The organism is Anaerococcus sp., assembly GCF_030825785.1.
Lineage (GTDB): Bacteria > Bacillota > Clostridia > Tissierellales > Peptoniphilaceae > Anaerococcus.
Window position 1 is genome coordinate 1 of the sequence record NZ_JAPJPG010000022.1, and the last position, 25,190, is coordinate 25,190.

Consider the following 25,190-nt stretch of genomic DNA (forward strand, 5'->3'; position numbering starts at 1 on the left):
CCTTCCTTAAAGCTCAAGGAAAAGAAATAGGTAAATCTCTTCTTGAAGAAGATAAAATGGATCTATCACTTGAACTAATCGAGAAAGCTAAAGCTAACAATGTAGAGATCCTCCTACCAGTAGATGTTGTTATAGCAGATGAAATCAAGGCAGGTGCTGAAACAGAGATAGTTGATATTGATTCTATACCAGAAGATAAGGAAGCCCTAGATATAGGACCAAAAACTGCAGAACTTTTCGCATCAAAGATTAAAGAAGCTAAGACTGTTGTTTGGAATGGACCAATGGGAGTATTTGAAATAAAAGAATTCGCAGATGGTACAAACAAGGTTGCAGCAGCCCTTGCAGAATCAGACGCAATTACAATAGTAGGTGGTGGAGATTCTGCGCTTGCAATTGAACTTGCTGGTCTAAAAGATAAGATCACACACGTATCAACTGGTGGTGGAGCAAGCTTGGAATTTTTAGAAGGAAAAGATCTACCAGGAATATCATCAATAGAAGATAAGTAAGGAGATATAATGCGTAAACCAGTAATAGTTGGAAACTGGAAAATGAATATGACAGTTTCTGAAGCAGAAAAACTACTAGACGAAATTAAAGACTTAGACCTAGATACTGAAGTAGAAGCGGGAGTTTGTACACCAGCGATCGATCTTCTTGTTGCCAAAGAAAAACTTGCAGGAACAAATGTAGGATTTGGTGGACAAAATATGTACTTCGAAGAAAGTGGAGCATTTACAGGAGAAATTTCTCCAACAATGCTAACAGATATCGGAGCAAAATATGTAATCTTAGGCCACTCTGAAAGACGTGAATACTTCAATGAATGTGACAGCCTAATTAACAAAAAGGTAAAAGCAGCCCTAGATCATGACTTAGTTCCAATTCTTTGCTGTGGTGAAACTCTTGAAGAAAGAGAAGCTAATGAGCATGAAGCAAAAGTTAAGGGACAAATTGAAAAGGACCTTAAGGATGTTTCAGCAGAAGATATAGAAAATGTGATTATTGCTTATGAACCAATCTGGGCAATAGGTACAGGTAAGACTGCATCAAGCGATGATGCTGATGCTATGTGTGGCTATATCAGAAGCTTGATAGAAGAAAAATACGGCAAAGATGCTGCTGAGAAAATTAGAATCCAATATGGTGGTTCTGTAAAGCCAAATAATGTAGTAGAACTTATGGGCAAAGAAAACATTGACGGAGCCCTAGTCGGTGGAGCAAGCCTTAAAGCAGAAGATTTCAAAGCTTTAGTTAATTTTAATAAATAAGGAGATATAAATGAGTTTAATAACAGACGTATATGCAAGACAAATCCTTGATTCAAGAGGAAATCCAACAGTAGAAGTAGAAGTTTATACAGAAGATGGTGGATTTGGTAGAGCAAGCGTACCATCAGGTGCATCAACTGGTGAATGGGAAGCAGTAGAGCTTAGAGATGGGGACAAAGATTACTATCTCGGCAAATCAGTTCTTAAAGCAGTTGAAAATGTAAATGAAATCATAGCTGAAGAATTAGAATTCACTTATGACGTTACAGATCAAATTGGTGTTGATAATGCTATGATCGAGCTTGATGGAACAGAAAACAAGGGTAAACTTGGTGCTAACGCAATCCTTGGTGTTTCTCTTGCGGTTGCAAAAGCGGCAGCTAATGAACTTGGTGTTACTCTATATAACTACATTGGTGGAACAAACGCTAAACTTCTTCCAACTCCAATGATGAACATCTTAAATGGTGGAGAACATGCTGATAACTCAGTAGATATCCAAGAATTCATGATCTTCCCACTTGGAGCAGAAAGCTTTGCTCACGCTCTACAAATTGGTGCGGAAGTATTCCACAGCCTTAAATCTGTTCTTTCATCTAAAGGCTATAACACAGCTGTAGGTGACGAAGGTGGATTTGCTCCAAACCTTAAGTCAAATGAAGAAGCTCTAGAAATCATCTGTGAAGCCATCAAAGCTTGTGGTTATGAACCAGGCAAAGACGTTTATATAGCAATGGACTGTGCTTCAAGTGAATTCTACAACAAGGAAGATGGTAAATATCACCTTGATGGAGAAGGTACAGTAAAATCTGAAGACCAAATGATTGATTGGCTTGAAGAATTAGTAGAAAAATATCCAATCATCTCTATCGAAGATGGTCTTGATGAAAATGACTGGGAAGGTTGGGCAAAACTTACAGAAAGACTTGGGAGCAAAGTTCAACTTGTAGGTGACGACCTATTTGTAACAAACACAAAGAAACTTGAAAAAGGTATCAAGGAAGGCGTTGCTAACTCAATCCTAATCAAAGTTAACCAAATCGGTTCTTTAACAGAAACACTTAACGCTATCGAAATGGCTAAAGAAGCAGGATATACAGCAGTAGTTTCTCACAGATCAGGTGAAACAGAAGATGTTACAATTTCTGATTTAGTAGTGGCAGTAAATGCAGGCCAAATCAAAACAGGTGCTCCTTCAAGAACAGACAGAGTTGCTAAATATAACCAACTTCTAAGAATTGAAGATGAACTTGCTGATGACGCAAAATTCAAAGGAATCAAAGCATTCTATAACATCAACAAATAAATGATAAAAGATGGCCCCTAGGGGCTGTCTTTTTTCTTAAATGTTATAGAAATTTTTAATTGATTTTATAAGGGAAGCGAACTAGGCAATTTATCACTTTTGTTGAAATAATAGTTAATTTATGGTATCATAATATAGTATGAATCGGAGGTGTCTATATGGTAAATTTCTTAGCGATTGTACTAGTTATTGCATCAATAATCATCATAGCTGCAGTAACATTACAAGATCCTAAAACAGAAGGACTAGGAGCTCTTTCAGGAACACAAACAAATGTTTTTGGTAGAAGTGCTCATAGGTCAAAAAACGAAACATTAGACAAAGTAGCTATCACAGGCGGAGTAATTTTATTTGTAGCTAGTCTAATCATGATAGCAATTAACTAATGAGGGGTAAGCTATATATATAGCTTAGCCTCTTTTTTAATATAGACAACAGGAGAAATATATGAATCTAAAAGATATAATATTAAATATAGTATATGACGAAAACTACCTACCTATGACATTTAAGGAATTAGACAAATATCTAAAGGTTGACAAGTATACTAGAAAGGCTGTTAGAGATATCATAAAGGACTTAGAGAAAGAAAATAAAATCAGAGTTTCTAATAAAAAAAGAATTATGCCTCTAACAGATGAAGAGATTAATCTAATTGGTAAAATCTCCATGGCTCAAGGTGGATATGGATTTTTTATTTCAGATAATACAGACTTCGAAGATGTCTTTATAAAAAGAGATAATATGAACAGAGCCCACAACAATGATAGGGTAAAAATTGAGCTTGTTAAAGGAAAAGAGAAAGGGAGAAAAGCCGAGGGAAGAGTTATAGATATTATTGAAAGAGCTAAAGATGAAATAGTTGGAAGCTTTCAAAAAAATAAGGGTTTTGGCTTTGTAATTCCTGATGATAGGAGTTTCGGTGATGATATATTTATAGCTGAAAAATTCTTCAATAAGGCAAAAAATAAAGATAAGGTAGTAGTTGAGATTATAAATTATCCAAAAGGAGCGAAACCTGAAGGAAGAATTAAGGAAATAATAGGTTGCAAGAACGACAAAAATGTTGAAATCCTATCTTTGATCAGATCTCATGGTCTTCCTTATCAATTCTCCAAGGAAAGTAAGAAGGAAAGTCTTTATGTAAAAGATAAGGTTAATGAAATAGAACTTGAAGGGAGGAAGGACTTAAGAGATCTCTTCACAGTTACGATTGACGGAAGAGATTCTAAGGATTTTGACGATGCTATTTCTATTGAGAAAAATGGTGAAAACTATGATTTGTATGTTCACATAGCAGACGTAGCTCATTATGTGAAAAAAGGCACCGCCATCGATAAAGACGCCTATGAAAGGGGAAATTCCACTTATCTATTTAATATTGTAATTCCAATGTTACCAGAGGCCTTATCAAACGGAATCTGCTCTCTAAATCCAAATGAGGATAGACTTGCCATAAGTTTAAGGATGACAATCAATGATAAGGGCAAGGTTATAGATAATGAGTTTTACGAATCAGTTATAAATTCTGATCATAGATTAGTCTATGACGATGTAAATCAATTTTTGGATAAGGGTGATGAGAATATATATGAGGATGAGATTATAAAAGAAAAGTTAAAGATTTTTGACAAGCTTAGAGAAATCCTAAATACTATGAGAGAAAAAAGAGGGTCAATTGACTTTAACTTCTCAGAAAGTCAGATAGATGTAGGAGAAGATGGAAGAGTTTTAAATATATCGAACTTTGAACGAGGATCAGGCAACAAGATGATAGAAGAATTCATGCTTGCTGCTAACGAAACAGTTGCAAGTCTTTTTGCCTATATGGATTTTCCTTTTATCTACAGAATTCACGAAAAACCTAAGGAAGAAAAGATCGAGGGATTCAAGAGAGCCCTTAACACTATGGGATATAATATAAGAGGAAATGATCTACATCCTAAAGATTTTCAACAAATCCTAGAGGAAGTTAGTGGAAAAGACGTAGAATCTGTAATTAATATTTTGATGCTAAGGACCATGCAGAAGGCCAAATATTCTGAGCATAGGGATATCCACTTTGGTCTTTCAACATCTTTCTACACCCATTTTACGTCTCCAATTAGAAGATATCCTGACCTAATAGTTCATAGATTAGTAAAAAAATTTATTCATAACAAGCTAACTAGTCTTAACCAGACAAGTCTTGAAAAAACAATCACAAATAATGCAGAACATCTTTCCATGACAGAAAGAAGAAGCGAAGACTGTGAGAGGGATGTTGAGGATTTACTTAAATGTAAGTATATGACACGTTTTATAGGTGATGAATTCTATGGTAATATATCTGCAATAACTGAATTTGGTATATTTATTGAATTAGATAACACTGTAGAAGGGCTTTTCATGTACAAGTTTTCAAATGATAGATACGAGTATCTAGAAGATAAGATGAAGGCATTTAATACAGATAAGAAAATCTACTACTCAATTGGAGATAGGGTCAAGATTAGGGTAATGGATGTAGACACATATCAGAGAAATATCGACTTTGATTTGGAGGTAAACGATGAAATTATTAGCCAACAATAAGAAGGCTTATCATGATTATTTTATAGAAGAAAAATATGAAGCAGGACTTTCACTTTTGGGAAGTGAAGTGAAATCAATAAAGAAAGGGAAAGTTTCTATCAAGGAGTCATTCATATCAGATAAAAAAGGGGAGATGTTTATTTACGGTATGCACGTTACCCCTTACTCCCAAGCCTATGATAAGGATATCGATCCAACTAGAACAAGGAGACTCCTCCTTCACAAGAAAGAGATAAATAAATTAATAGGTAAAAAAACTCAAGCAGGCTACACGGTAGTTCCACTTAAAATCTATGAGAGAGATGGTTTAGTAAAGTTAGAGCTCGCCCTTGCTAAAGGTAAGAAACAGTACGATAAGAGAGAATCTATTAAGGCTAGGGATGATAAGAGGAAGATGGATAGGGCTCTTAAGAATTATTAATAGAAGGAGAATAAATGTCAAATAAAAGCACACTTAAGGTTAAGTTACTCAACTATACACCTAGGGCAGAAGAGACCATAGCCCAGGCGGGCAAACTCTGCTACTCACAAGTTGGAGTTGATGAAATAGCCGAAAAGCAAGACGAAGAATCAATAGCAAGTTATGTAAAAATGCTTCAAAAGCTCGGTCATCTCTCCCCAATTGAGCATGCATCCTTCACCTTTGCTGCGGAGGGAGTATCTAGAGTCTTGACCCACCAGTTGGTCCGTCACAGGCTCGCTTCCTATTCTCAACAGTCCCAAAGATATGTAAAGCTCGATCAGTTTGAATACATAATCCCAAAAGAGATCGACAATAACAAAAAAGCTAGGGAAATATTTATCAATCAAATGGAAGAAAGCCAGAAGGCTTATGATGACTTAACTGATATATTGTTTGAAAAGCATTACAAGTCATTTCTTAAAGAAGGTCAAGATGAAAAGTCAGCCAAAAGATCTGCTAGTAAAAAGGCAATAGAAGATGCTAGATATGTCTTTCCTAATGCTTGTGAGACAAAGATTGTTTTTACAATGAATGCAAGAAATCTTCTTCACTTTTTCAATATGAGATCTTGTCTAAGGGCCCAATGGGAGATAAGAGATCTATCAGATCAGATGATAAGACTCGTAAAAGATATTTATCCAAATCTCTTCCTAAATGCAGGTCCATCTTGTATTAATGGCCCTTGCCCAGAAGGTAAGATGACTTGCGGGAAAATAAAGCAAGTGCGCGAAAAGTTTAAAAATATATAAAGCTTAATATTTTAAAAACAAAAATAAGGATGGAGACTTTATGTCCTATATACAACTAAACAATCTAACAAAAGAATTTAAATCTGGAGATACGAAGATTGTCGCAAATGATAAGATAAACTTCTCTCTAGATGAAGGAAGGTTATTGATAATAGTCGGAGCAAGTGGGGCTGGTAAGACTACCCTTCTTAATCTCATTGGTGGGATGGATAAGGCGACAAGTGGGGAGATTTTAATTGATGGCAAAAACCTAGTAGGTCTTAGTGACAGAGACCTTACCGAATATAGGAGAAATGATGTAGGTTTTGTCTTTCAACATTACAATCTCATACCAAACTTAACTGCTCTTGAGAATGTAGAAATGGCATCAGAAATCTCTAATAATCCACTTAAAGCAAGAGAAATACTAGAAGAAGTAGGTCTTAGTCATAGATTAAACAACTTCCCTTCTCAACTTTCAGGGGGAGAACAACAAAGGGTGGCTATAGCCAGGGCCTTAGCCAAAAATCCCAAGCTTTTACTTTGTGATGAACCAACAGGTGCCCTAGACTATGAGACAGGAAAAAATATCCTTAGGCTCTTACAAGATGCTTCGAGGAAGATGGGGGCAACAGTAGTTATCATAACTCACAATTCATTAATAAAGCCAATGGCAGATCAAGTAATTGAGATCAGAGACGGCAAAGTCGACAAGGACTATGTCAATGAAAATCCTGTTTCAGTTGATGAGATAGAGTGGTAATATGAATAAAACTTATATAAAAAGCATCTTCGCTGATATGAAAAAAACCAGGGGAAAGGTCCTATCCATTATGATAATGGTAGCTCTAGCAAGCCTGGTTGTAGTAGGGCTTTTGCTTTCTGGGCCTTCAATGAGAAAAAGCCTAAATAATTCCCTAGGAGAATACAAGCATCCTGATCTAATAGTAAGGTCGACTTATGGCCTGGATTTTGAGGACCAGGCCCTTATTAGAAAAGAAGAAGGAATTGATAAGATTAATTTCATTAAGGCTACTGATCTAACAATAGGCGAAGATATTATAAGGCTTAAAGAATACAATTCTGAAATACCCAAATCAGTTATTACAGAAGGAAAAATACTCTCAAAAGATGACGAGATAATCCTAGATGAAAATCTAAATGAAAAATTTAGTATAGGTGATGAGCTTAGCTTTTCCTATATCAATGATGAGCAAAAAGATGATCAAAAGATGGCAAGGATAAAGTATAAGCTAGTGGGTTTTTATAAATCATCTGATCACTTTATGGAGGATATGAAGGAAATCTCTCCCCTAGGCAAAAGTGAAATTGCAGGATTTGCCTATGTTTTGCCTAATAATTTCTTGTCGGATAAGTATCATGAGGCAAATATAGTCTACAAAGATTTGCTTACTCTTGATAAGACAAGCACATCCTATGTCAAAAAGATAAATAGTAAAAAAGATGATTTGGAGTATAGGATTAAAAATAGGCCTGGCCAAGTCTTAGATAAAATTAGGAAGGACGCTGATAAAGAAATATCAGATGTCGAAGATGACTTGATAGATGCTGAAAAAAAGCTTAGTGGTAGTGAGAAAAAGCTTATTGAAAGCAAAAATGACCTTGACGAAGGCTTTAGAAATTATGAAGCAAATAAGAGTAAATTTAACCAAGAAATTGCTAAGGGAGAAAGTGACCTCGCTAAGGCCAAGAATGATTTAGATCAGGGAAAAGAAAAGCTTGACGCAGGTAGAAGAGAATACCAGGCAAATCTCAAAACATATGAAAATGAAATAACAAAAGCTGAAGAAGAGCTTGATAAAAAGCAAAAAGAATTAAATTTAGGACTTGCTCAAATTGATGGACCTAAGAAGAAAATGGATAAGGCTTATGAAGAGCTTAATGAAAAGTTTGAGTCATCATTTAACAAATTAGAAGAGGCAGAAGCAAGCCTTATATTGGAAGAAAATTATATCAATGCTAAAAAACAAGAGCTAGAAGAAGCGAAAAGCCTTGAAGATCAAACCAATCCTGATATAATCGAAAAAATCAACCAGCTTAATGAAGAAATCCAAACCAGCCAAGCGAGCTACGAGGCTGGTAAGGCCGAATATGATAAAAATAAACAAGAATTAGACGAAAAATATAGCCAGGCGAAGTTTGAACTTGACCAAAAACTTGGAGAATTGAGAGCCAAGGAAGATGAGTTAAATAAAGCCCAGGCCCAACTTGATGAAGCTAATAAAAAGCTCGCAAATAAAAAATCTTCAGGCAAAGCTGAGTTAGATAAGGCATATGCTAGCATTAAAAATAGTGAAAGCGAGCTAAATCAAGGACAAAGAGATTATGAAAATGGTCTAGCTGAGCTTGATAGAAATAAGGAAGAAGGAAAGAAAAAACTTACTCAAGCCTATGAAGGGTTGATCGATGGGCAAAAAAAATATCAAGAGTCTAAGAAAAAATTCGATGAAGAAAAGGCAAAGGCCTCAAAGGATATAGATAAGGCTAAGAAAGATATTGGAGATTCAAAGGAGAGTCTCTTGACCCTACAAGATCCAGAATACACTGTAGAAAGCATATTTGACAACAGAGGAATCGACACCTACTATCAGAACTCCTTGAACATGGATAGATTATCCAAAGTTTTCCCGGCCTTTTTCTATCTAGTAGCCATGCTCGTAACTCTTACAACAATGAAAAGATATATAGAAGAGCAAAGGACGATAAATGGATGTCTCAAATCTTTGGGTTATACTAACAGAGACATAGCCAAGAGATTTTATATATATGGCATAAGTCCAACGATTATAGGAGCTCTCTTTGGAGCTGCTATAGGAAGATTTGTAATCCTAAAGGTGATATTTACAGCTTATTCAACAGGATTTAAGGTCCTAGGAATGGATGTGATAAATAGTTTTCCTGCTTTAATCATATCTGTTCTAGTATCTACTCTCCTTATAGCCCTTACAGTTTTTATTAGCTCAAAGGAAACTGTAAGAGAGGTACCTGCTAATCTATTAAAGGCAAAGGCTCCTTATGCAGGTAGCAAAATATTTCTTGAGAGAATTAAGTTCTTGCGGAAGAGATTATCCTTTATGGCAAAAATAACATCTAGGAATCTTTTTAGATACAAGTCCAGGATGTTGATGACTATATTTGGAGTTGGAGGATGCACGGCCCTACTTTTCTTTGGCTTTGCTATGATAGATGCTATTAAGGACACATCAAGTATCCAACAAGAAGAAATCCAGCATTATAGCCTAGTTTCTATGATAAATACTAAGGCCAAGAAGGAGGAATTAGATAATTACAAGAATCTTGTAGCTAATTATGATAATATAAATGTATATAATGAAAGTGCAAGTCTTCAAAGAAATGGGGAAAAACTTGATCTATCAATTATTGTTCCAGAAAATGATGAAAAGCTAAAAGATTTTGTAAGCCTTAGAGATAAGCATAGAAATCCAATTGATTTAACTAGCAAGAATGTAGTTATTACTGAAAATATAGCGAATAAGTTAGGAATAAAAAAGGGAGATAAGTTAAGGGTAGAGATAGACGGAGAAAATACTGAAGTTATGGTAGGAGATATAAGTGAAAATTATATCAGCGATTACATGTATATTTCTAGAAAATATTACAATGATAATATTGGAAAGGACCTAGTATATAATTCCAATCTAATCAAGGCAGATCCAGGAGAAATCAAAGATAAGATAGATGATAACAAGGCGGTCAATGCCCTAATCAATAAAACTGGAGCTTACGAGTCTATGGATGCACTTTTGGCTAATTTGAATTTAGTTATAAGTGTTATAACCTTAATATCTTCAGCTCTTGCTATTGTTGTCCTATACAATATAACAAGCATTAATGTCGGGGAAAGGAAGAGGGAGCTTGCAACTATCAAAGTCTTAGGATTTTACTCTAAGGAAGTTACCTCTTATATTTACAGGGAGATTTTCATCCTAACCATACTTGGAATTGTCCTAGGATTTTTCTTAGGCTATGCTATGTTTAGATATATAATAGCCATAGTTGCACCAGAAGATATAATGATTGCCTACAGGACCCATATTATTAGTTATATAATCGCGGCAGCTATAACATTAATAATTTCCCTAGTGATTCTACTTTTTGTCCATAAGGACTTAAAGAAAATTGATATGGCAGAAGCGATGAGCTCTGGAGAATAAAAGTGGCCTTAGGGTCACTTTTTTAAATTTAGTAATTTTGTTATAATATTTACTGAGGTGTTTATGAAAATTATTTTAGTAAGACATGGCCAAACCCAAGCCAATATCTCTTGGAAATATTCCACGGATGATACGCACCTTGCGGAATGTGGCCTTTATATATTAGATAAAACGAAGAAATTATTAGAAGACTATAAGATAGATAAAGTCTATACTTCAAATTTAGTTAGGAGTCAGGAAACTGCAAAGAGGTTAGGTTTTTTTGACTTTAAAATTGATAAAAGACTAAATGAGATGAACTTTGGGGACTTTAGGGGTTGTGGAATTGATGAAGTAAGGGAAAGTGAGAAGGAGTTTTTCCTTAAGGAAGAAAAAGATTACTTTGACATAAAGTATCCATCTGGCGAGTCAAGAAATGATGTGATCAAAAGGACGACTGATTTCTTAGATGAAAAATCTAGAGAAGAAGACGGTACAATTCTTTGTATTTCACATGGCATAGCCATAAGGTCAACTCTTTTTTGGATATTAAAAGATTTAGACAATTGGGGAAGCTTTTGGATAGATAACGGCTCTCTTACAATCTACAATATCGAAGATAAAAAGAGATTAATCGAAAGTGTAAACAAGATATGAAGTTCATCCACCTAGCTGATGTCCACTTGGCTGATTCTTATAACTTTGATAAGACTCTATCCAAGAAAATTAGGGAGGCCTCATGGCAGAGTCTTTCTAACATACTAAATTCCAACAAGGATGTTGATTTCGCCCTAATTGCAGGTGATCTTTACGAAAGAGCATACTTTACAGCAAGTGATTTTAAGAGATTATTTAAGATATTTGACGATTTTTCTAAGGATATTTATTATGTGAGTGGAAATCACGATTATTTTGACTCTTATAATAGTTTATTTTTGGAAAATTCTCCAGCTAATTTCCATGTCTTTGGCTCTGATAATCTAGAAGTTTTCGAAAAAGATCAGTTAAGAGTTTATGGGATTTCCTATAAAGATAGGATTTTTTCTAAAGATTTAGACCTACCAATAAGCTTAGATGATGAATTTTTCAATATTTTTTTAATTCATGGAGATGTTGATAATGATAAGTCTAATTATTTTTCCTTAAATTCAAAATTAATAAGCGAGACTTCTTTTGATTATATAGCTATGGGCCACATCCACAAGGCTCATTGTATAGATGGCATCTACTATCCAGGATCTGTTGAACCCCATGATTTTACCGATATATATGATTATGGTTATATCAGATACGAAGATAGAAAGGTTAATTTTGTCGATTCTTCTATCCTTAAATTTTACGATTTTAAACTAGACTTTAGGGATTTTGATAAAGAAGAAGATTTAGTAACTTTTATAAATCAAAAATTGCTAGATAAGAAAAATATTGTAAGGCTTGAAATTACGAGCGTTAAGGATATTGATGAGAGATTTATAAGAAACAATATTGAAGCAATTTATAAGGAGATTCATATCAAGGAAGAAAGAGACTTATCAGATATGGTAAGGATTTTCCCAAATTCTCTTCTATCATTCTATACCAAAAAATTTGACAATCCTAAAAATGAAATTGATAAGCTCGCCCTAGACATTGGTCTTGATGCAATTCTTAGGAGTAAAGATGACTAGAGTTTTTATCAAAGAAATTCATATGATATCTTTTGGGAAGTTTGAAGATAAGAAAATAAAATTTAATGAAAATTTCAATTTGATTTATGGAAAGAATGAAACAGGAAAATCTACTTTGGCGAATTTTATCGAAGGCTTGCTATATGGATTTGATGAGGGGAAAAATAAGAGAAGTTTTTCTGATAAAAAGGAAGTCTACAAGCCTAAACTTTCCTATAAATACGCGGGAAGTGGAATTTTTAATAAAGATGGCCTCGATATTAAAGTAATAAGGAACTTTGAAGACGGATCATATAAGTTGATTAATCTTTCTAGTGGAGAAGAAATACCTTCTAAAGATTCAAATCTTGGTTTTCCTGGAGAATATATTCTAGACATGAACTATGACATCTATAAGAATTACCTTACAAGTTTTCAAGGGCAAAGGTCAGAACAAAAGGCCAAGGAGAAGCTAATAGAAAGCTTGGCCAATCAGGATATAGACTATGATTTCTCAGCAAATAAAGCAATTGGAATCTTAGATGATAAATTGAACAAATTAGGAAGCGATAGGGCCTATACTAAACCCTATCTTAAGGTAAAGACTGAAATTAAAGAAATTGAAGACAGGCTCTATGAAATAAAATCATATAAAAAATCTTACGAGAAAGACTTCAAAAGACTTGACTATAATAAGAAAAGACAAAAATCTTTAAGAGAAAAATATGAAAAAGATAAAGAAAAATTGGATTCTTACAAGAAGTATAGGGCAAATCAGAATTATAAGGATTATAAGAGGTGGACGGATGAACTCTACAAAATAAATGAATCAATAGGATCTTACAGTGATGTATTTGGACTTGATGAGGAGTATTTCCTATCCCTAGAAGAAAATTTAGGTCAAAGTAAAAAGTCTCAAAGCTCAAATATGAGATATATAGTTTTTGTATTAGTCTTAATTTTCATATTTTTAGGTTTTTCTATAAATAAATATTTTTATATACTCGCTCTAAGTTTTATGCTAGTATTTATTTTCTTAATAAATTCCACTAAAAAAACAGAAGATAGTAGAAATGACCTAAGCCAGTTTAATAAATTGAGAGCTAGATTTCTAAAATATAAGAGTTTAAAGAAGGAAAAAGAAAAAATAGAAGATGTCCTTTCAATACTTAGAAATCAGGATATTAAAGATAGTGAAAGTACTTTTGACCTAGAAGATTTTGAAAATTATGATATTGAGAAGGCAGAACTTAGCCTAGATTCATATTTAGAAAATTTAGATAAAATTAATGTTGAGATTTCAAGAGATGAAAAAAATCTTGTAAGTATAGAGGAAAAAATAGAAGACGAAGTCGACCTAGTCGATAGATTACACTTCCTAGAGGATAAATTAGTAGAGATTGAAAACAAGAAGAGGGCTATTAATCTTGCCAAAAGCACTATAAAGAAAATTATCGATGAAAATAGGAATGATTTCACCAATTTAAACAAAAGAGCAAATCAGATTATTAGAGAAATAAGCAAAAATTCTTTTGACTCAATAATATTTGATGAAAAATTAAATCCTAAGATAAGAACTAAAGAAGGCTACGATATGATGTTAGATCAACTTTCTAAGGGTTTTATGGACCAACTATCTTTTGCTTTGAAACTTAGCATAAATGAGGAAGCTTTTTCTAAGATATTTATGGTCTACGACGATGCTTTTATCAATTATGACCTAGAAAGGCTAAGAAATGCACTATTTTTCCTTTTGGATGCTGCAAGCTTTAGACAAATTATCTATTTTACTTGCCATGATAGGGAGAAGGAAGTATTCGAGTCGGAAGGAATTGAAATTAATTATATAGATATGGAGGATGTATGATATATGCAATAGCAGATTTACATCTTGATTATACAGAAAACAAGTCTATGGAAGTATTTGGTGACGGTTGGGCCAACTATCAGGAGAGAATTTTTTCTAATTGGGAAAATATCATCAATGATGACGATACCGTCCTTATACCAGGAGATATTTCCTGGGCTATGAGTGTCGAAGAAGCAAGGATTGACCTAGGAAAAATCGATAAGATGAAGGGGAAGAAAATACTCATGAAAGGCAACCACGATTACTGGTGGTCTTCCCTGAAAAAACTTGAAGGCTTGGGCCTTTCTACTTTATCTTTTCTTCAGAACAATCATTTTGAAGTCGAAGGATATGATATTTGTGGAACCAGGGGCTGGATTTCTAAAGACAACAAAGAATTTGATGAACACGATTTAAAGATATATAAGAGAGAGCTTATTAGGCTTGAAAATTCATTTAGAGAAAGTAAGAGTAATAAGAGAATAGTCCTCCTCCACTATCCGCCCCTAAATGCGGATGGAAGCTTTAATGAGTTTTTTGACTTATGTAAGGAATATAAGGTATCTAAACTCATTTACGGACACTTACATGGAGTAGGACATAAGTTAATCAAAGAAGGGAATATAGAAGGCATAGAGGTCTCTTGCGTTGCGGGAGATTATATTGACTTTATGCCAGTAAGGATAGGATAATGCATAGAGAAATAGAAGTAAAAGTTTTAAATATTGATATAGAAAAGATGAGAGAGAAGCTAGAAGGTTTGGGTGCAGATTTAATTAACCATGAATTCCAGAATAACTACACCTTTATACCAAAAGGAAGCGATGGTTTCGAGGAAGGCTATCTAAGAGTCAGAGAAACTACCCATAAAGATAATGGCGAAAAGGAAATAGAACTTACCTTCAAGGAAGTTAAAAATGTCGATGATGTAAGAATTAACAATGAATACACAACCCATATAGACTCTGTAACTATGATGAATAGAATCTTAGAGCATATAGGTATGGAGCTTGAATATAGTGGTGAGAAGGAAAGAATCTCCTACAGATACAAGAATCAAAGATTTGATATTGATATTTGGGATAAAGACACTTACCCAGAACCATATATGGAAATAGAATTTTCTAATCAATCAAAAATCGATGAGATCATTGATGATTTAGGCATTGATAGAAAAAATGTAACCAATAAATCAATAACAGAATTAAGAGAAGATTTATAAAAATTTTGACATTCGTTTATTTCGTGATATAATAAAAAAAACTTAAGGAGTAAACGATGATTTCTATAAAAAATTTATTAAATTCATTTGATTTGACAAAAGAAGACTTACTAGAGATAATTGAATTAGGTAATGCTATTTATAAGAGTCCTGATGATTTTTCCCATTGTGCAGACGGAAAGATATTAGGGACTCTTTTTTTTGAGCCTTCAACTAGGACTAGACTCTCATTTGAATCAGCTATGCTAAGGCTAGGTGGTTCTGTTGTAGGATTTTCTGATGCAGGAGTTTCTTCATCAACAAAAGGAGAAAGCCTAGCTGATACTGTAAGGACAGTAAGCCAATACGCTGATATTATCGCCATGCGCCATCCCCAAGAGGGAGCAGCCTTCCTTGCAAGTAAAACTGCGGATTGTCCAATAATAAATGCTGGAGACGGTGGCCACCAACATCCAACTCAAACTCTTACTGATATCCTAACAATATCAAACTACAAGAAAGATCTTTCAGGTCATGTTATAGGCCTATGTGGAGATCTTAAATATGGAAGAACAGTCCACTCACTACTTAAAGTGATGAGCATGTTCCCAGACAATAAATTCATCCTCATATCACCAGAAGAATTAAAGCTTCCAGAATACGTAAAAAAAGAGGTATTCGCAGATGGAACTAATAATTTCGAAGAAGTAAGAAGCTTAGATGATGTAATGGATCAGTTGGACATACTATATATGACCAGGATTCAAAAAGAAAGATTTTTCTCTCAAGCCCAATACACAAGACTAAAGGATTCTTACCTACTAGATAAGGAAAAGATGCAAGCCGCTAAGGATGATTGTATTATCCTACATCCACTCCCAAGAGTAACTGAGATTGCAACAGAAGTCGACTCAGATCCTCGTGCAGTTTATTTCAAACAAGTTAAGTTTGGTATGTATGTAAGAATGGCGCTAATATTAAAACTTTTGGAGGCAAACAATGATAGAAATAACTAGTATAAAAGAAGGAATCGTAATCGATCACATCAAGGCAGGCCTTGGAATGGAAATATTTAATAAACTCGACCTAAGACATCTTAAAGATGAGGTAGCGATAATATTAAATGCAAAATCAACCCAACATGGAAGAAAAGATATACTAAAGATAGCAAATAACATAGATATTAACCTTGATATTGTATCAATCATCGATCCATCAGCTACAATAAATATCATAAAAGACGAGAAGGTTGTCGAAAAACTAAGCCTAAAGCTTCCTAAGGAAGTAAAGGGAATCTTAAGCTGCCAAAATCCAAAATGCGTATCAACTAGTGAAAGATCTGTGGAAAGCGACTTTATCCTAATAGATGAAGAAGAGAAAAATTATAAATGTGCCTACTGTGGTCATATCTATGATGTGGAAGAATAGATGAAGCAGATTTTCACAAACTTTTATGGCTTTGACGATATAAAGATTACAAAAAGACCGATCTATGTCGAAGATGGGATAATAGTTGAAGAATTCGAAAAGGACGAGGATACAGAAGTTATTGATTGCTATAACCTCGCCCTAGTTCCAGCCTTCACAGACCTTCACGTTCACTTTAGAGATCCCGGTTTTATCTACAAGGAGGATGTTGAAACAGGCTCTAGGGCAGCTCTTAAAGGAGGATTCACCTCTGTTCTTCTTATGGGAAATACGAATCCCCCAGTATCAAGCCCTGAAGTCTATGAAGATATAATAGGGAGAAGTAAAGATTTAGATTTAATTGATGTAGAGCAAGTCTACACAATCACAGAAAATCTTGGAGGAAAGAGCTTAGATCATCTAGAAAAAATGCCAGGATCTGTGAAATTTCTCTCAGATGATGGTAGGGGAGTAAATGATGATAATATCATGTATGAAGCTATCCTAAAGGCCAAAGAACTGGGTGTAAAGCTTGCCCTTCATGAGGAAGTTGAAAGAGTTTCTAGGAAAGATTACGAGATAGCAGAAGATGCTATGACAATTAGGGATTGCTATCTTTCCTATAAACTAGATTGTCCAATTCACTTCTGCCATGTATCAACAAAAGGGGCCATGACAGCCATTAAATATTTCAAAGATTTAGGCGCTCCTATAACATGCGAAGTAACTCCTCACCATATTAATTTTTCTAATAAAGAAAGAGAAGAAATGAAGGTCAATCCTCCAATAAGAAAGGAAATTGATAGGAAATTTCTCATTCAAATGATAAAGGAAGGTTATGTAGATGCAATTTCTACTGACCATGCCCCTCATACAAAAGAAGAAAAAGAAAAGGGATCTCCAGGATTTATTGGTCTTGAGACAGCTTTTTCAACCTGCTTTAAAGTCCTAGTTAAAAGCGGTGAGATTTCCTTAAACAAGCTAGTAGAGATCATGTCTACAAATCCTGCAAGAATTCTTGACTTAAATAAGGGAAAGCTTGAAAAAGGCTATGAGGCAGATTTCTCCCTAATAGATCTGGACGAAGAGTATATCTACAAGGAAGAAGAGATTGCCTCAAAATCAAAGAATTCTCTAATGATTGGCCAAAAACTTCCAGCTAGAATTAAGAAAGTGTACAAGAAAGGAATACTAAAATATGAAGATAATAGATAAATTATACGAAAAAGTTTCAAAAAATGGATTTGTATGTATTGGACTTGATAGCTCTATTGATTATATTCCGGAAAATATGAAAGCAGGAAAAAGTGTTAGCGAGGCGCTTTTTTCTTATAACAAAGAAATAATAGATCAGACCTATGACGTTTGTGCAATTTATAAATTGCAAATTGCCTACTACGAATCTTATGGTATCGAGGGAATGATTGCCTATAGGGATACGCTTTCTTACCTTAGAGAAAAAGATCTTTTATCAATAGGAGATGTCAAAAGAAGTGATATAGCAGCAAGTGCGAAGATGTATGCCAAGGCCCACTTTGAAGGAGATTTTGAGACGGATTTTATAACTCTTAATCCTTATATGGGCATGGATTCAATCGAGCCTTACGAAGAATATATAGAAAGAGGAGATAAGGGAATCTTTGTTCTATTAAGGACATCAAATCCTGGAGCTAAGGACTTCGAAGTTCTTACAGTAGATGGAGAAGAGTTCTTCTATACGATAGGAGATAGGATGAGAAAGCTTAATGATAAGTATATAGGAAAGTCAGGATTTGGCCCAATAGGATTAGTAGTTGGGGCAACTCATAGCGAAGAGGTAGAAAAAATCAGAAAAAGATATGAGAATATGTTCTTCCTAATTCCTGGATTTGGTGCTCAAAAAGCAGACAGTATGAATGTCTACAAACTCCTCGAAGGATTAAATGGGGGAGTGGTAAACTCTTCTAGGGCAATACTTAAAAACTGGCAAAACTATGAAGACGGGAGCGAAAAAGTTGGATATTATGCTAGGAAAAAAGCTATAGAGACTTATGAGGAAATTAAAGCAAATGAAGTCCTATAAGAAAGCGATAATAAAAGAAAATATAGAAATATCAGAAGGAATCTATCTAATGAAACTAGCTTGCGATATGAAGGCAAGACCTGGACAGTTTTTTATGTTTAGGTCAGATTCCTTCAGGCAAGACCCCCTTCTTTCAAGACCCTTTGGTGTTTGCGATGAAAAAGACGGGGAACTTTCCTTTCTCTACCAAGTTATAGGAAAGGGAACTGAAATCATGGCAAGCTTAAGAAAGGACGCTGAGGTAAAACTCTTGGGTCCTCTAGGTAATGGCTTTAGTCTTAAAAAGGGAAAGAAAATCGCAGTAGTAGGTGGGGGAATTGGTATAGCTCCTCTCCTATATTTGGTAAAAAGCCTTGAAAATAAATGTGATTTCTATGCTGGATTTGCCAAAGATCCTTATTATATGGAAGAGTTTGAGCCTTATGCAAACAAAGTAGTTACAACGAGTGATTTATATGATAAGAAATTCATAACGGATGCTATAAATCCTCACGACTATGATTATATATACGCATGCGGACCAAATCCAATGCTAAAATCTCTCTATGAAAAGGCAAAGGATATTCCTATGGAAGTATCTATGGAATCTCACATGGCCTGTGGAATTGGAGCATGTCTAGGATGTACTATTGAAAAATCTGATGGAGAATTCCTAAGAGTTTGTAAGGACGGTCCTGTTTTTGATAGCAAGGAGGTCTTTGGATGAATACTAAGGTAGAAATTGCTGGAGTAAAATTTAAAAATCCAGTCATAGCCGCAAGTGGAACTTTCGGTTTTGGTAAGGAGTTTTCTGAATACATAGACTTAAACAAATTAGGAGGAATTTGCTCTAAAGGGCTTACCCTTCACAGGAACTTAGGTAACAAGGGGGTAAGGATTCATGAGACTGCATCAGGAATAATGAATTCGATTGGCCTTCAAAATCCAGGCATTGACTACTTTACCAAGGAAGAATTGCCTTTTCTTGAGAAATTTGATACGGTATCAATAGCAAATCTTGGGGGTCATAGCGTAGTAGACTATGTAAAGGGAGCAGAGATCTTAAATAAGACAAGTGTCCCTATGATTGAGCTTAATATATCTTGTCCTAATGTCAAAGAAGGTGGAATGGCTTTCGGTACTGATCCTAAGAAGGCATCTGAAGTCATAAAAAAGGTAAGAGGGGTAACTGACAAGGCTCTAATAGTGAAGTTATCTCCAAACGTTGGATCTATTGGTGAATTTGCTAAAATCGCAGAAGATGAAGGAGCGGATGCAATTTCTCTAATCAATACCATAAATGCTATGGCTATAGATATCAGAAGGAAAAGGCCGGTATTTGATAACAAAACTGCAGGTCTTTCGGGTCCATGCGTTAAGCCCATAGCCGTTAGAATGACCTATGAGGCAGCATCAGCTGTAAATATTCCAGTTATCGGCATGGGAGGAATTATGACTTATGAGGATGCCATAGAATTTATTATGGCAGGAGCTTCTGCAATTCAAGTTGGGACAGCAAACTTCATTGATTATAAGTCAATGGAAAATATTATAGATGGAATTTCTAATTTTATGAAAGAAGAAAATATAGGAAATCTTGAAGAAATAAGAGGAATAATTTAGGAGGATATAATGGATAAAACACTAGAACTACTTAAAAAATCAGATGCACTTTTGGAAGGTCACTTTATATTATCAAGTGGTAAACATTCAAATAAATACATACAATGTGCTAAGCTAATAGAAAATCCTGTATATTGCGAAGAAGTTGCAAATATAATTGGAGAAAAGCTTAAGGAAAAAGACATAGAGGTTGACCTATGTGTGGGCCCTGCTATGGGTGGAGTAATAATATCTTATGAACTTGCCAGGGCGCTTGGGATAAATGCAATATTTACTGAAAGAGAAAATGGCAGGATGACCCTAAGAAGAGGCTTTGAAATCAAAGAAGGCATGAAGGTTATAATAGTAGAAGATGTAATCACTACAGGTAAGTCTTCATTTGAAACTGTTGATGTTATAAGATCTTGTGGAGCAGAAGTCCTTGCCTTGACATCAATTGTAAATAGGTCCAATAAAGATGAAATAAATGGACTTCCAATAATTTCTGCAACTAAAATTGACGTAGATACATGGGATGAAGATGAAATTCCTGATGAGTTAAAAAATATCCCAGCTACAAAGCCAGGATCCAGATCACTTAAGTAAGTCCTTGCATTATCTATAATTTAATATATAATTAAATAATAGATAAGGGGATAGTTATGAAGGTAAGAAATTTTATTGAAAAGTTAATATTCACAGCCGCTATACTAACTCTAGGAGTTACTTTGGCTAACACAAAATCTTTCGCTAGTTCAAAAGATAAAAAGGACCTAATGTATTATGGTTTGCAGAAGATTAATGTCGAAACATACAATCTAAGAGATATGAAGAAGGAAAGATTTGATAAGTTAGATAAGGATCTTGATAAGGCAATTGAGCTCGGTTGCGATAATGTTAATAGCAAAAGCTATTTTTATCTTTTACAAGATATACCATTTACAGGAAGTGAGTTAGATTACGGCTTGGCTGATACAGGCCTTTATGGTTTGGGCCAAGACTTCAAGGAAGTTTCCGAAAAATACGGAATTAATCCATTCTTGCTAATGGCGATGGCCAAGCATGAAACTGGAAACGGAACTAGTGATTTGTTTAGAGAAAAGAATAATCTCTTTGGCTTTAATGCTATAGATCACGATCCTTATAATATGGCAAGTAAATTCAAGGATCCAAAGGATTCTATTGATACGGTTGCCAAGCATCTTAAGGAAGAATATTTAGACAAAAACGGCACATATTTTAATGGGGTTTCTGCAAAGGGTATAGGAACATCATATGCTTCTGATCCAGAGTGGTCCCAGAAGGTAAACTCAATGATGATTGAAATCGCAGATAAAATGTTAGAAACATACAAGGCAGGTCAGTAATGGCCTGCTTTTTTGAATAGTAAAAGTATAATGTATTAAAGGAGTAGATTATGAATACAAGAGATTATTTAGAAGCTAAGTCCTTTGATGGCTACAGGTTTTTTGGAGCCCATAAGAAGGATAAGGGATATATATTTAGACTGCTCGCTCCTAATGCTAGCGAGGCATATATTATAGGCGATTTTAATGATTGGGAAAAACAAGCTATGAGAAAGTATTCTACAGGAGTTTTTTCTATAACAATCGATCAGGCTAAAATCGGTGATTCTTATCAGTTTATCTTAAGGGATGGCGAAAGTGAAGTAAAGAAAATTGATCCTTTCGCAAAGTCTATAAATTATACAGAAAAGGCTGCTGTAATATGTGATGGGTCGTATAAATTTAAGAGTAAGAAGATCAAAACTGAGGTTAGGAATATTTTGCAAGTTTTTCTAGGATCTTTATTTAATAATGAAGAGAAGTCAGCTGATGAGATTTTAAGCTTAATTATTGATCACAGCTTAGATAATAATTACGACACAATTATTCTTATGCCAGTAAATGAATACCAAAATTATAAATCTATGGGCTATGCTTCTTTGAATTTATTTTCTTATTCAAATAGATACGGGGATATAGCGTCCTTTAAAAAATTTATTGATTTGGCTCATAAGAATAAAATAAAGGTCTTAGTAGAAATTGATATAGGAGAATTTGATCCTGATAATGCAGGGCTTATAAGCTTTGATGGAAATAATATTTATAATTATGATTACGATGATATACTCTATAATTATTATGGGTCAATTAATTTCGACCTTAGTAAGGATTTGGCGAAATCTTATATTCAAAGTGCTGTGGATTATTATTTAAAAGAATATAAAGTCGATGGAATATATTTTTCTGCTATAGAAAATATATTATATTGGCAAGGGGATAAAAATAGGGGATTAAACATAGAATCTTCGGAGTTTTTATCTAAATTAAATACCCACATCAAAGAATCTAAGGCCTTAAGCCTTGCTGGCTTTAGTGGAGAATATAAAAATGATATTGATTTTGATATGGTATTTGACAATAAGACTAAGGCTTGTATCAATATGCTAAAAGATCAACCTATGAAAAGAGACTATTACAAAAACTTTATTACAGATTTGATAAATAAAGCTACAGGCAAAAATCTTTTAGGATTTTCATATGTTGATTCTTTCTTAAATGAGGCAAGTCTTGCTATGAAGATGTACTCAGACGATAAGAAATTAGAACAACTTAAAACTTTGCTTACCTTCTTGTATACAATCAAATCTCCTAAAATGCTTTTTATGGGAGATGACTCAGGAGACCTTAAGACATTCTCTGTATATAACAAATTTGATTTTAAGAAATTTGAAAATAACATAGAAGATTTCAATACCTACTATAAGGACATTACGGATTTATTTATAAAAGAAAATTGTTTAAGTGATGAAGATAGCGAAGTCGATTTACTTGACGTAGAAGGATACAGTCTTTATGCTTACAAGAGGACTTATAAAAAGGATAGCTTTCTGGTAGTAATAAACTTCACTGATATAGACTATAAGATTGAATCTCAATATGATTTGGAAGAAATAATTAACACTGAGGATTTAAAATATAAGGGAAGTGGAAATATTAACGGAAGTCTAAATAAGGGCGATAGTATTAATATAATGCCATTTGGATCAGCAATTTTTAGGATAAAATAATAAAAGTTCGCACTAGAGTTATCGATTAACTAAGTGCGAACTTTTATTTATACTAAATCATTAACTTTTTCAACAAGATCATATTCAGAATCTATATTGTGAGCAATATGGGTGAATCTTTCAAGGGCAACCTTTCTAGGAATAATCCCCAAAAAATATCCGTTTTTATGAGTAATACATACAAAGTTATTATTAACCAAAAATCTTAGGACGTCTTCGAGATCATAATTATCAAATAAGATTGGAACGACTTGATTCATTACTTCCTTAACCTTAATAGCCTGAAGCTTATCCTCATCGAATAGAGAGAGATCATCGAAACTTGTAACTATATCAGATATAGATATAAGTCCTCGTACGTGGTTTTCTCCGTCAAGAACTGGTATTATTTGATAGCCTGAATTTGACAAGACCAAAACTGCGTGAAGGAGAGTATCTTCTTCGTTACAAGTAGCCACATCTTTTGCCGGAATCATAAGATTTTCGGTTGGTCTATTAAACATATCTTTAATTACATTATTTATCATTTTCTACCTCTTTAGGTTTACTTCAATATTCTTTCAAATCTCTTTTGAGTAATTATATTATATTTATATGTATTTTTAATGTAGAAAAAAAAGCTAGCCAAATTAATCACATTGATAATTCAGACTAGCTAATATGTAAGCACACCCAAGGTCGAACTTAGAATTTTTAACAGTGTCCAGAAAGACTGACTCATGTTAGGTTGGCTTACGGCACACAGAAAGTACTGCTTAATGCTGCTACGTTCCCGTCCTGACATGATTCACAGCTCTCTGTTGCGTAAGTTCTAACAATCAACACCAATCTTAAAGGTCTTAATAAAAACCCTAAGCCCTCACTTGGGAATTAAACCCTGCTATAGCGGATTGCAGGTTACAAGGCACCGCTAACTCCCTGTCTAGTGCATGGCGGAGAGCATGGGATTTGAACCCATGATACGCTGACAATACGTATACACAATTTCCAATCGTGCTCCTTCAACCACTCGGACAGCTCTCCTCGCTACATTAGTAGACTATACCCCATATAAATAATAAAGCAAAATAAAGTTCTGATTTATCTTCATGATAATGTTTACTTATTATTAGGGGAGACTTATGGTATAATAATCCTGTTAGAAAGGAAATAATATGGCAAAAGCTTTGTATAGGCAGTACAGGCCCAAGACCTTTGATAAAGTTTTAGGTCAGGATAGGGTTGTAAATGTCCTAAAAAATCAAGTTAAAAATAATAACTTTTCCCATGCTTATATTTTTGCTGGCGAGAGAGGATGCGGGAAGACAACTTGTGCAAAAATCTTTGCAAAAGCTATCAACTGCTTGCATCCTGTTGATGGTTCACCCTGTCTTGAGTGTGAGAATTGTAAGGCCATTGATGATGAATCCACTATCGATATAATAGAGATGGATGCGGCTAGCAATAGAAGAATAGATGATATTAGAAATCTTAAGGATAATGTTATCTATCCACCCAACAAGCTTAAGTATAAGGTCTATATAATAGATGAAGCTCATATGATTACGAGAGAGGCCTTCAATGCTTTACTAAAAATAATGGAAGAGCCACCAAGTCATCTTGTTTTTATCTTAGCTACAACAGAAATTGACAAGATTCCTAATACTATCTTATCAAGAGCACAGAATTTCGAGTTCAATAAGATAGAGAAAGGTAAGATAAAAGAGCAAATATCCTTAATTCTCAAAGATAAAAATATTGAAATGGAAAATGAGGCTATAGATCTTATAATTAGGAAAGCAAAAGGTGCTATGCGTGATGCACTAAGCATATTGGATCAAGTCTTATCCTACGATACAAAAGCTTATAAAT

Annotated in this window: 25 protein-coding genes, 1 tRNA gene and 1 other RNA gene; 24 read left to right on the plus strand and 3 right to left on the minus strand. The window is 34.3% G+C overall.

All coding sequences use genetic code 11. The features are described from left to right. From pgk to RCH56_RS04565, 23 genes are all read left to right on the plus strand, one after another. On the plus strand, positions 1-512 hold a 512-nt coding region (gene pgk / locus RCH56_RS04455; protein ID WP_306483786.1), incomplete at its 5' end, for a phosphoglycerate kinase. 9 nt (positions 513-521) lie between these two features. Further along, entirely contained in the window at positions 522-1,274 is a 753-nt protein-coding gene (tpiA, locus tag RCH56_RS04460; RefSeq protein WP_306483787.1) for a triose-phosphate isomerase, read from the plus strand. A 10-nt stretch (positions 1,275-1,284) separates the two neighbouring features. Beyond that, the gene (gene eno / locus RCH56_RS04465) at positions 1,285-2,580 is read left to right on the plus strand and encodes a phosphopyruvate hydratase (RefSeq protein ID WP_306483788.1); all 1,296 of its coding nucleotides are present in this window, start codon (positions 1,285-1,287) and stop codon (positions 2,578-2,580) included. A gap of 158 nt (positions 2,581-2,738) precedes the next feature. Continuing rightward, positions 2,739-2,966, plus strand: a complete 228-nt coding sequence (gene secG, locus RCH56_RS04470) for a preprotein translocase subunit SecG (protein WP_306483789.1) — start codon at positions 2,739-2,741, stop codon at positions 2,964-2,966. Between the two features lie 61 nt (positions 2,967-3,027). Further along, entirely contained in the window at positions 3,028-5,154 is a 2,127-nt protein-coding gene (rnr, locus tag RCH56_RS04475) for a ribonuclease R (RefSeq protein ID WP_306483790.1), read from the plus strand. After that, positions 5,132-5,575, plus strand: a complete 444-nt coding sequence (gene smpB, locus RCH56_RS04480) for an SsrA-binding protein SmpB (protein WP_306483791.1) — start codon at positions 5,132-5,134, stop codon at positions 5,573-5,575. Before rnr ends, smpB begins: the two co-directional genes overlap by 23 nt. 14 nt (positions 5,576-5,589) lie before the next feature. After that, positions 5,590-6,366 (plus strand): FAD-dependent thymidylate synthase, encoded by a 777-nt coding sequence (gene thyX / locus RCH56_RS04485; RefSeq protein ID WP_306483792.1) that lies wholly within the window; start codon positions 5,590-5,592, stop codon positions 6,364-6,366. 40 nt (positions 6,367-6,406) lie between these two features. Next, positions 6,407-7,108 (plus strand): ABC transporter ATP-binding protein, encoded by a 702-nt coding sequence (locus RCH56_RS04490; RefSeq protein ID WP_306483793.1) that lies wholly within the window; start codon positions 6,407-6,409, stop codon positions 7,106-7,108. Position 7,109: 1 nt separating this feature from the next. Then, entirely contained in the window at positions 7,110-10,541 is a 3,432-nt protein-coding gene (locus tag RCH56_RS04495; protein WP_306483794.1) for an FtsX-like permease family protein, read from the plus strand. Between the two features lie 63 nt (positions 10,542-10,604). Continuing rightward, on the plus strand, positions 10,605-11,177 hold the full coding sequence (locus RCH56_RS04500; RefSeq protein WP_306483795.1) for a histidine phosphatase family protein: 573 nt from the start codon (positions 10,605-10,607) through the stop codon (positions 11,175-11,177). Continuing rightward, positions 11,174-12,187, plus strand: coding sequence for a metallophosphoesterase (locus RCH56_RS04505; RefSeq protein WP_306483796.1), 1,014 nt, complete (start codon positions 11,174-11,176; stop codon positions 12,185-12,187). Before RCH56_RS04500 ends, RCH56_RS04505 begins: the two co-directional genes overlap by 4 nt. After that, positions 12,180-14,033: an ATP-binding protein gene (locus tag RCH56_RS04510; protein ID WP_306483797.1), complete on the plus strand. Its 1,854-nt coding sequence runs from the start codon at positions 12,180-12,182 to the stop codon at positions 14,031-14,033. The genes RCH56_RS04505 and RCH56_RS04510 overlap by 8 nt, the downstream gene beginning before the upstream one ends. Then, complete coding sequence (locus RCH56_RS04515) at positions 14,030-14,707, plus strand: metallophosphoesterase (protein WP_306483798.1); 678 nt, start codon at positions 14,030-14,032, stop codon at positions 14,705-14,707. Before RCH56_RS04510 ends, RCH56_RS04515 begins: the two co-directional genes overlap by 4 nt. Then, the gene (locus RCH56_RS04520; RefSeq protein WP_306483799.1) at positions 14,707-15,237 is read left to right on the plus strand and encodes a class IV adenylate cyclase; all 531 of its coding nucleotides are present in this window, start codon (positions 14,707-14,709) and stop codon (positions 15,235-15,237) included. Before RCH56_RS04515 ends, RCH56_RS04520 begins: the two co-directional genes overlap by 1 nt. Before the next feature lie 56 nt (positions 15,238-15,293). Then, positions 15,294-16,232 (plus strand): aspartate carbamoyltransferase, encoded by a 939-nt coding sequence (gene pyrB, locus RCH56_RS04525; protein WP_306483800.1) that lies wholly within the window; start codon positions 15,294-15,296, stop codon positions 16,230-16,232. Further along, on the plus strand, positions 16,216-16,644 hold the full coding sequence (locus tag RCH56_RS04530) for an aspartate carbamoyltransferase regulatory subunit (RefSeq protein WP_306483801.1): 429 nt from the start codon (positions 16,216-16,218) through the stop codon (positions 16,642-16,644). Before pyrB ends, RCH56_RS04530 begins: the two co-directional genes overlap by 17 nt. Further along, on the plus strand, positions 16,645-17,838 hold the full coding sequence (locus RCH56_RS04535; protein ID WP_306483802.1) for a dihydroorotase: 1,194 nt from the start codon (positions 16,645-16,647) through the stop codon (positions 17,836-17,838). Beyond that, the gene (gene pyrF / locus RCH56_RS04540) at positions 17,822-18,685 is read left to right on the plus strand and encodes an orotidine-5'-phosphate decarboxylase (RefSeq protein ID WP_306483803.1); all 864 of its coding nucleotides are present in this window, start codon (positions 17,822-17,824) and stop codon (positions 18,683-18,685) included. Before RCH56_RS04535 ends, pyrF begins: the two co-directional genes overlap by 17 nt. Then, positions 18,672-19,391, plus strand: coding sequence for a dihydroorotate dehydrogenase electron transfer subunit (locus tag RCH56_RS04545; RefSeq protein ID WP_306483804.1), 720 nt, complete (start codon positions 18,672-18,674; stop codon positions 19,389-19,391). The genes pyrF and RCH56_RS04545 overlap by 14 nt, the downstream gene beginning before the upstream one ends. Next, entirely contained in the window at positions 19,388-20,287 is a 900-nt protein-coding gene (locus RCH56_RS04550) for a dihydroorotate dehydrogenase (RefSeq protein ID WP_306483805.1), read from the plus strand. The genes RCH56_RS04545 and RCH56_RS04550 overlap by 4 nt, the downstream gene beginning before the upstream one ends. Before the next feature lie 9 nt (positions 20,288-20,296). Further along, complete coding sequence (gene pyrE, locus RCH56_RS04555; RefSeq protein WP_306483806.1) at positions 20,297-20,872, plus strand: orotate phosphoribosyltransferase; 576 nt, start codon at positions 20,297-20,299, stop codon at positions 20,870-20,872. Between the two features lie 56 nt (positions 20,873-20,928). After that, a complete protein-coding gene (locus RCH56_RS04560) occupies positions 20,929-21,633 on the plus strand; it encodes a glucosaminidase domain-containing protein (protein ID WP_306483807.1) in 705 nt (234 codons plus the stop codon). A gap of 50 nt (positions 21,634-21,683) precedes the next feature. Then, a complete protein-coding gene (locus RCH56_RS04565) occupies positions 21,684-23,339 on the plus strand; it encodes a glycogen-branching protein (RefSeq protein WP_306483808.1) in 1,656 nt (551 codons plus the stop codon). Positions 23,340-23,386: 47 nt separating this feature from the next. Here the strand turns inward: RCH56_RS04565 and cbpB are convergent, their stop codons facing one another. From cbpB to RCH56_RS04580, 3 genes are all read right to left on the minus strand, one after another. After that, the gene (gene cbpB, locus RCH56_RS04570; RefSeq protein WP_306483809.1) at positions 23,387-23,866 is read right to left on the minus strand and encodes a cyclic-di-AMP-binding protein CbpB; all 480 of its coding nucleotides are present in this window, start codon (positions 23,864-23,866) and stop codon (positions 23,387-23,389) included. A gap of 137 nt (positions 23,867-24,003) precedes the next feature. Then, positions 24,004-24,270, minus strand: an RNA gene (gene ffs / locus RCH56_RS04575) — signal recognition particle sRNA large type. Then, positions 24,270-24,362: transfer RNA gene (locus RCH56_RS04580), tRNA-Ser, on the minus strand. The genes ffs and RCH56_RS04580 overlap by 1 nt, the downstream gene beginning before the upstream one ends. A 131-nt stretch (positions 24,363-24,493) precedes the next feature. On the opposite strand from RCH56_RS04580, the gene dnaX reads away from it, so the two are divergent. Next, a partial coding sequence (gene dnaX / locus RCH56_RS04585) for a DNA polymerase III subunit gamma/tau (RefSeq protein ID WP_306483810.1) occupies positions 24,494-25,190 on the plus strand: 697 nt, incomplete at its 3' end.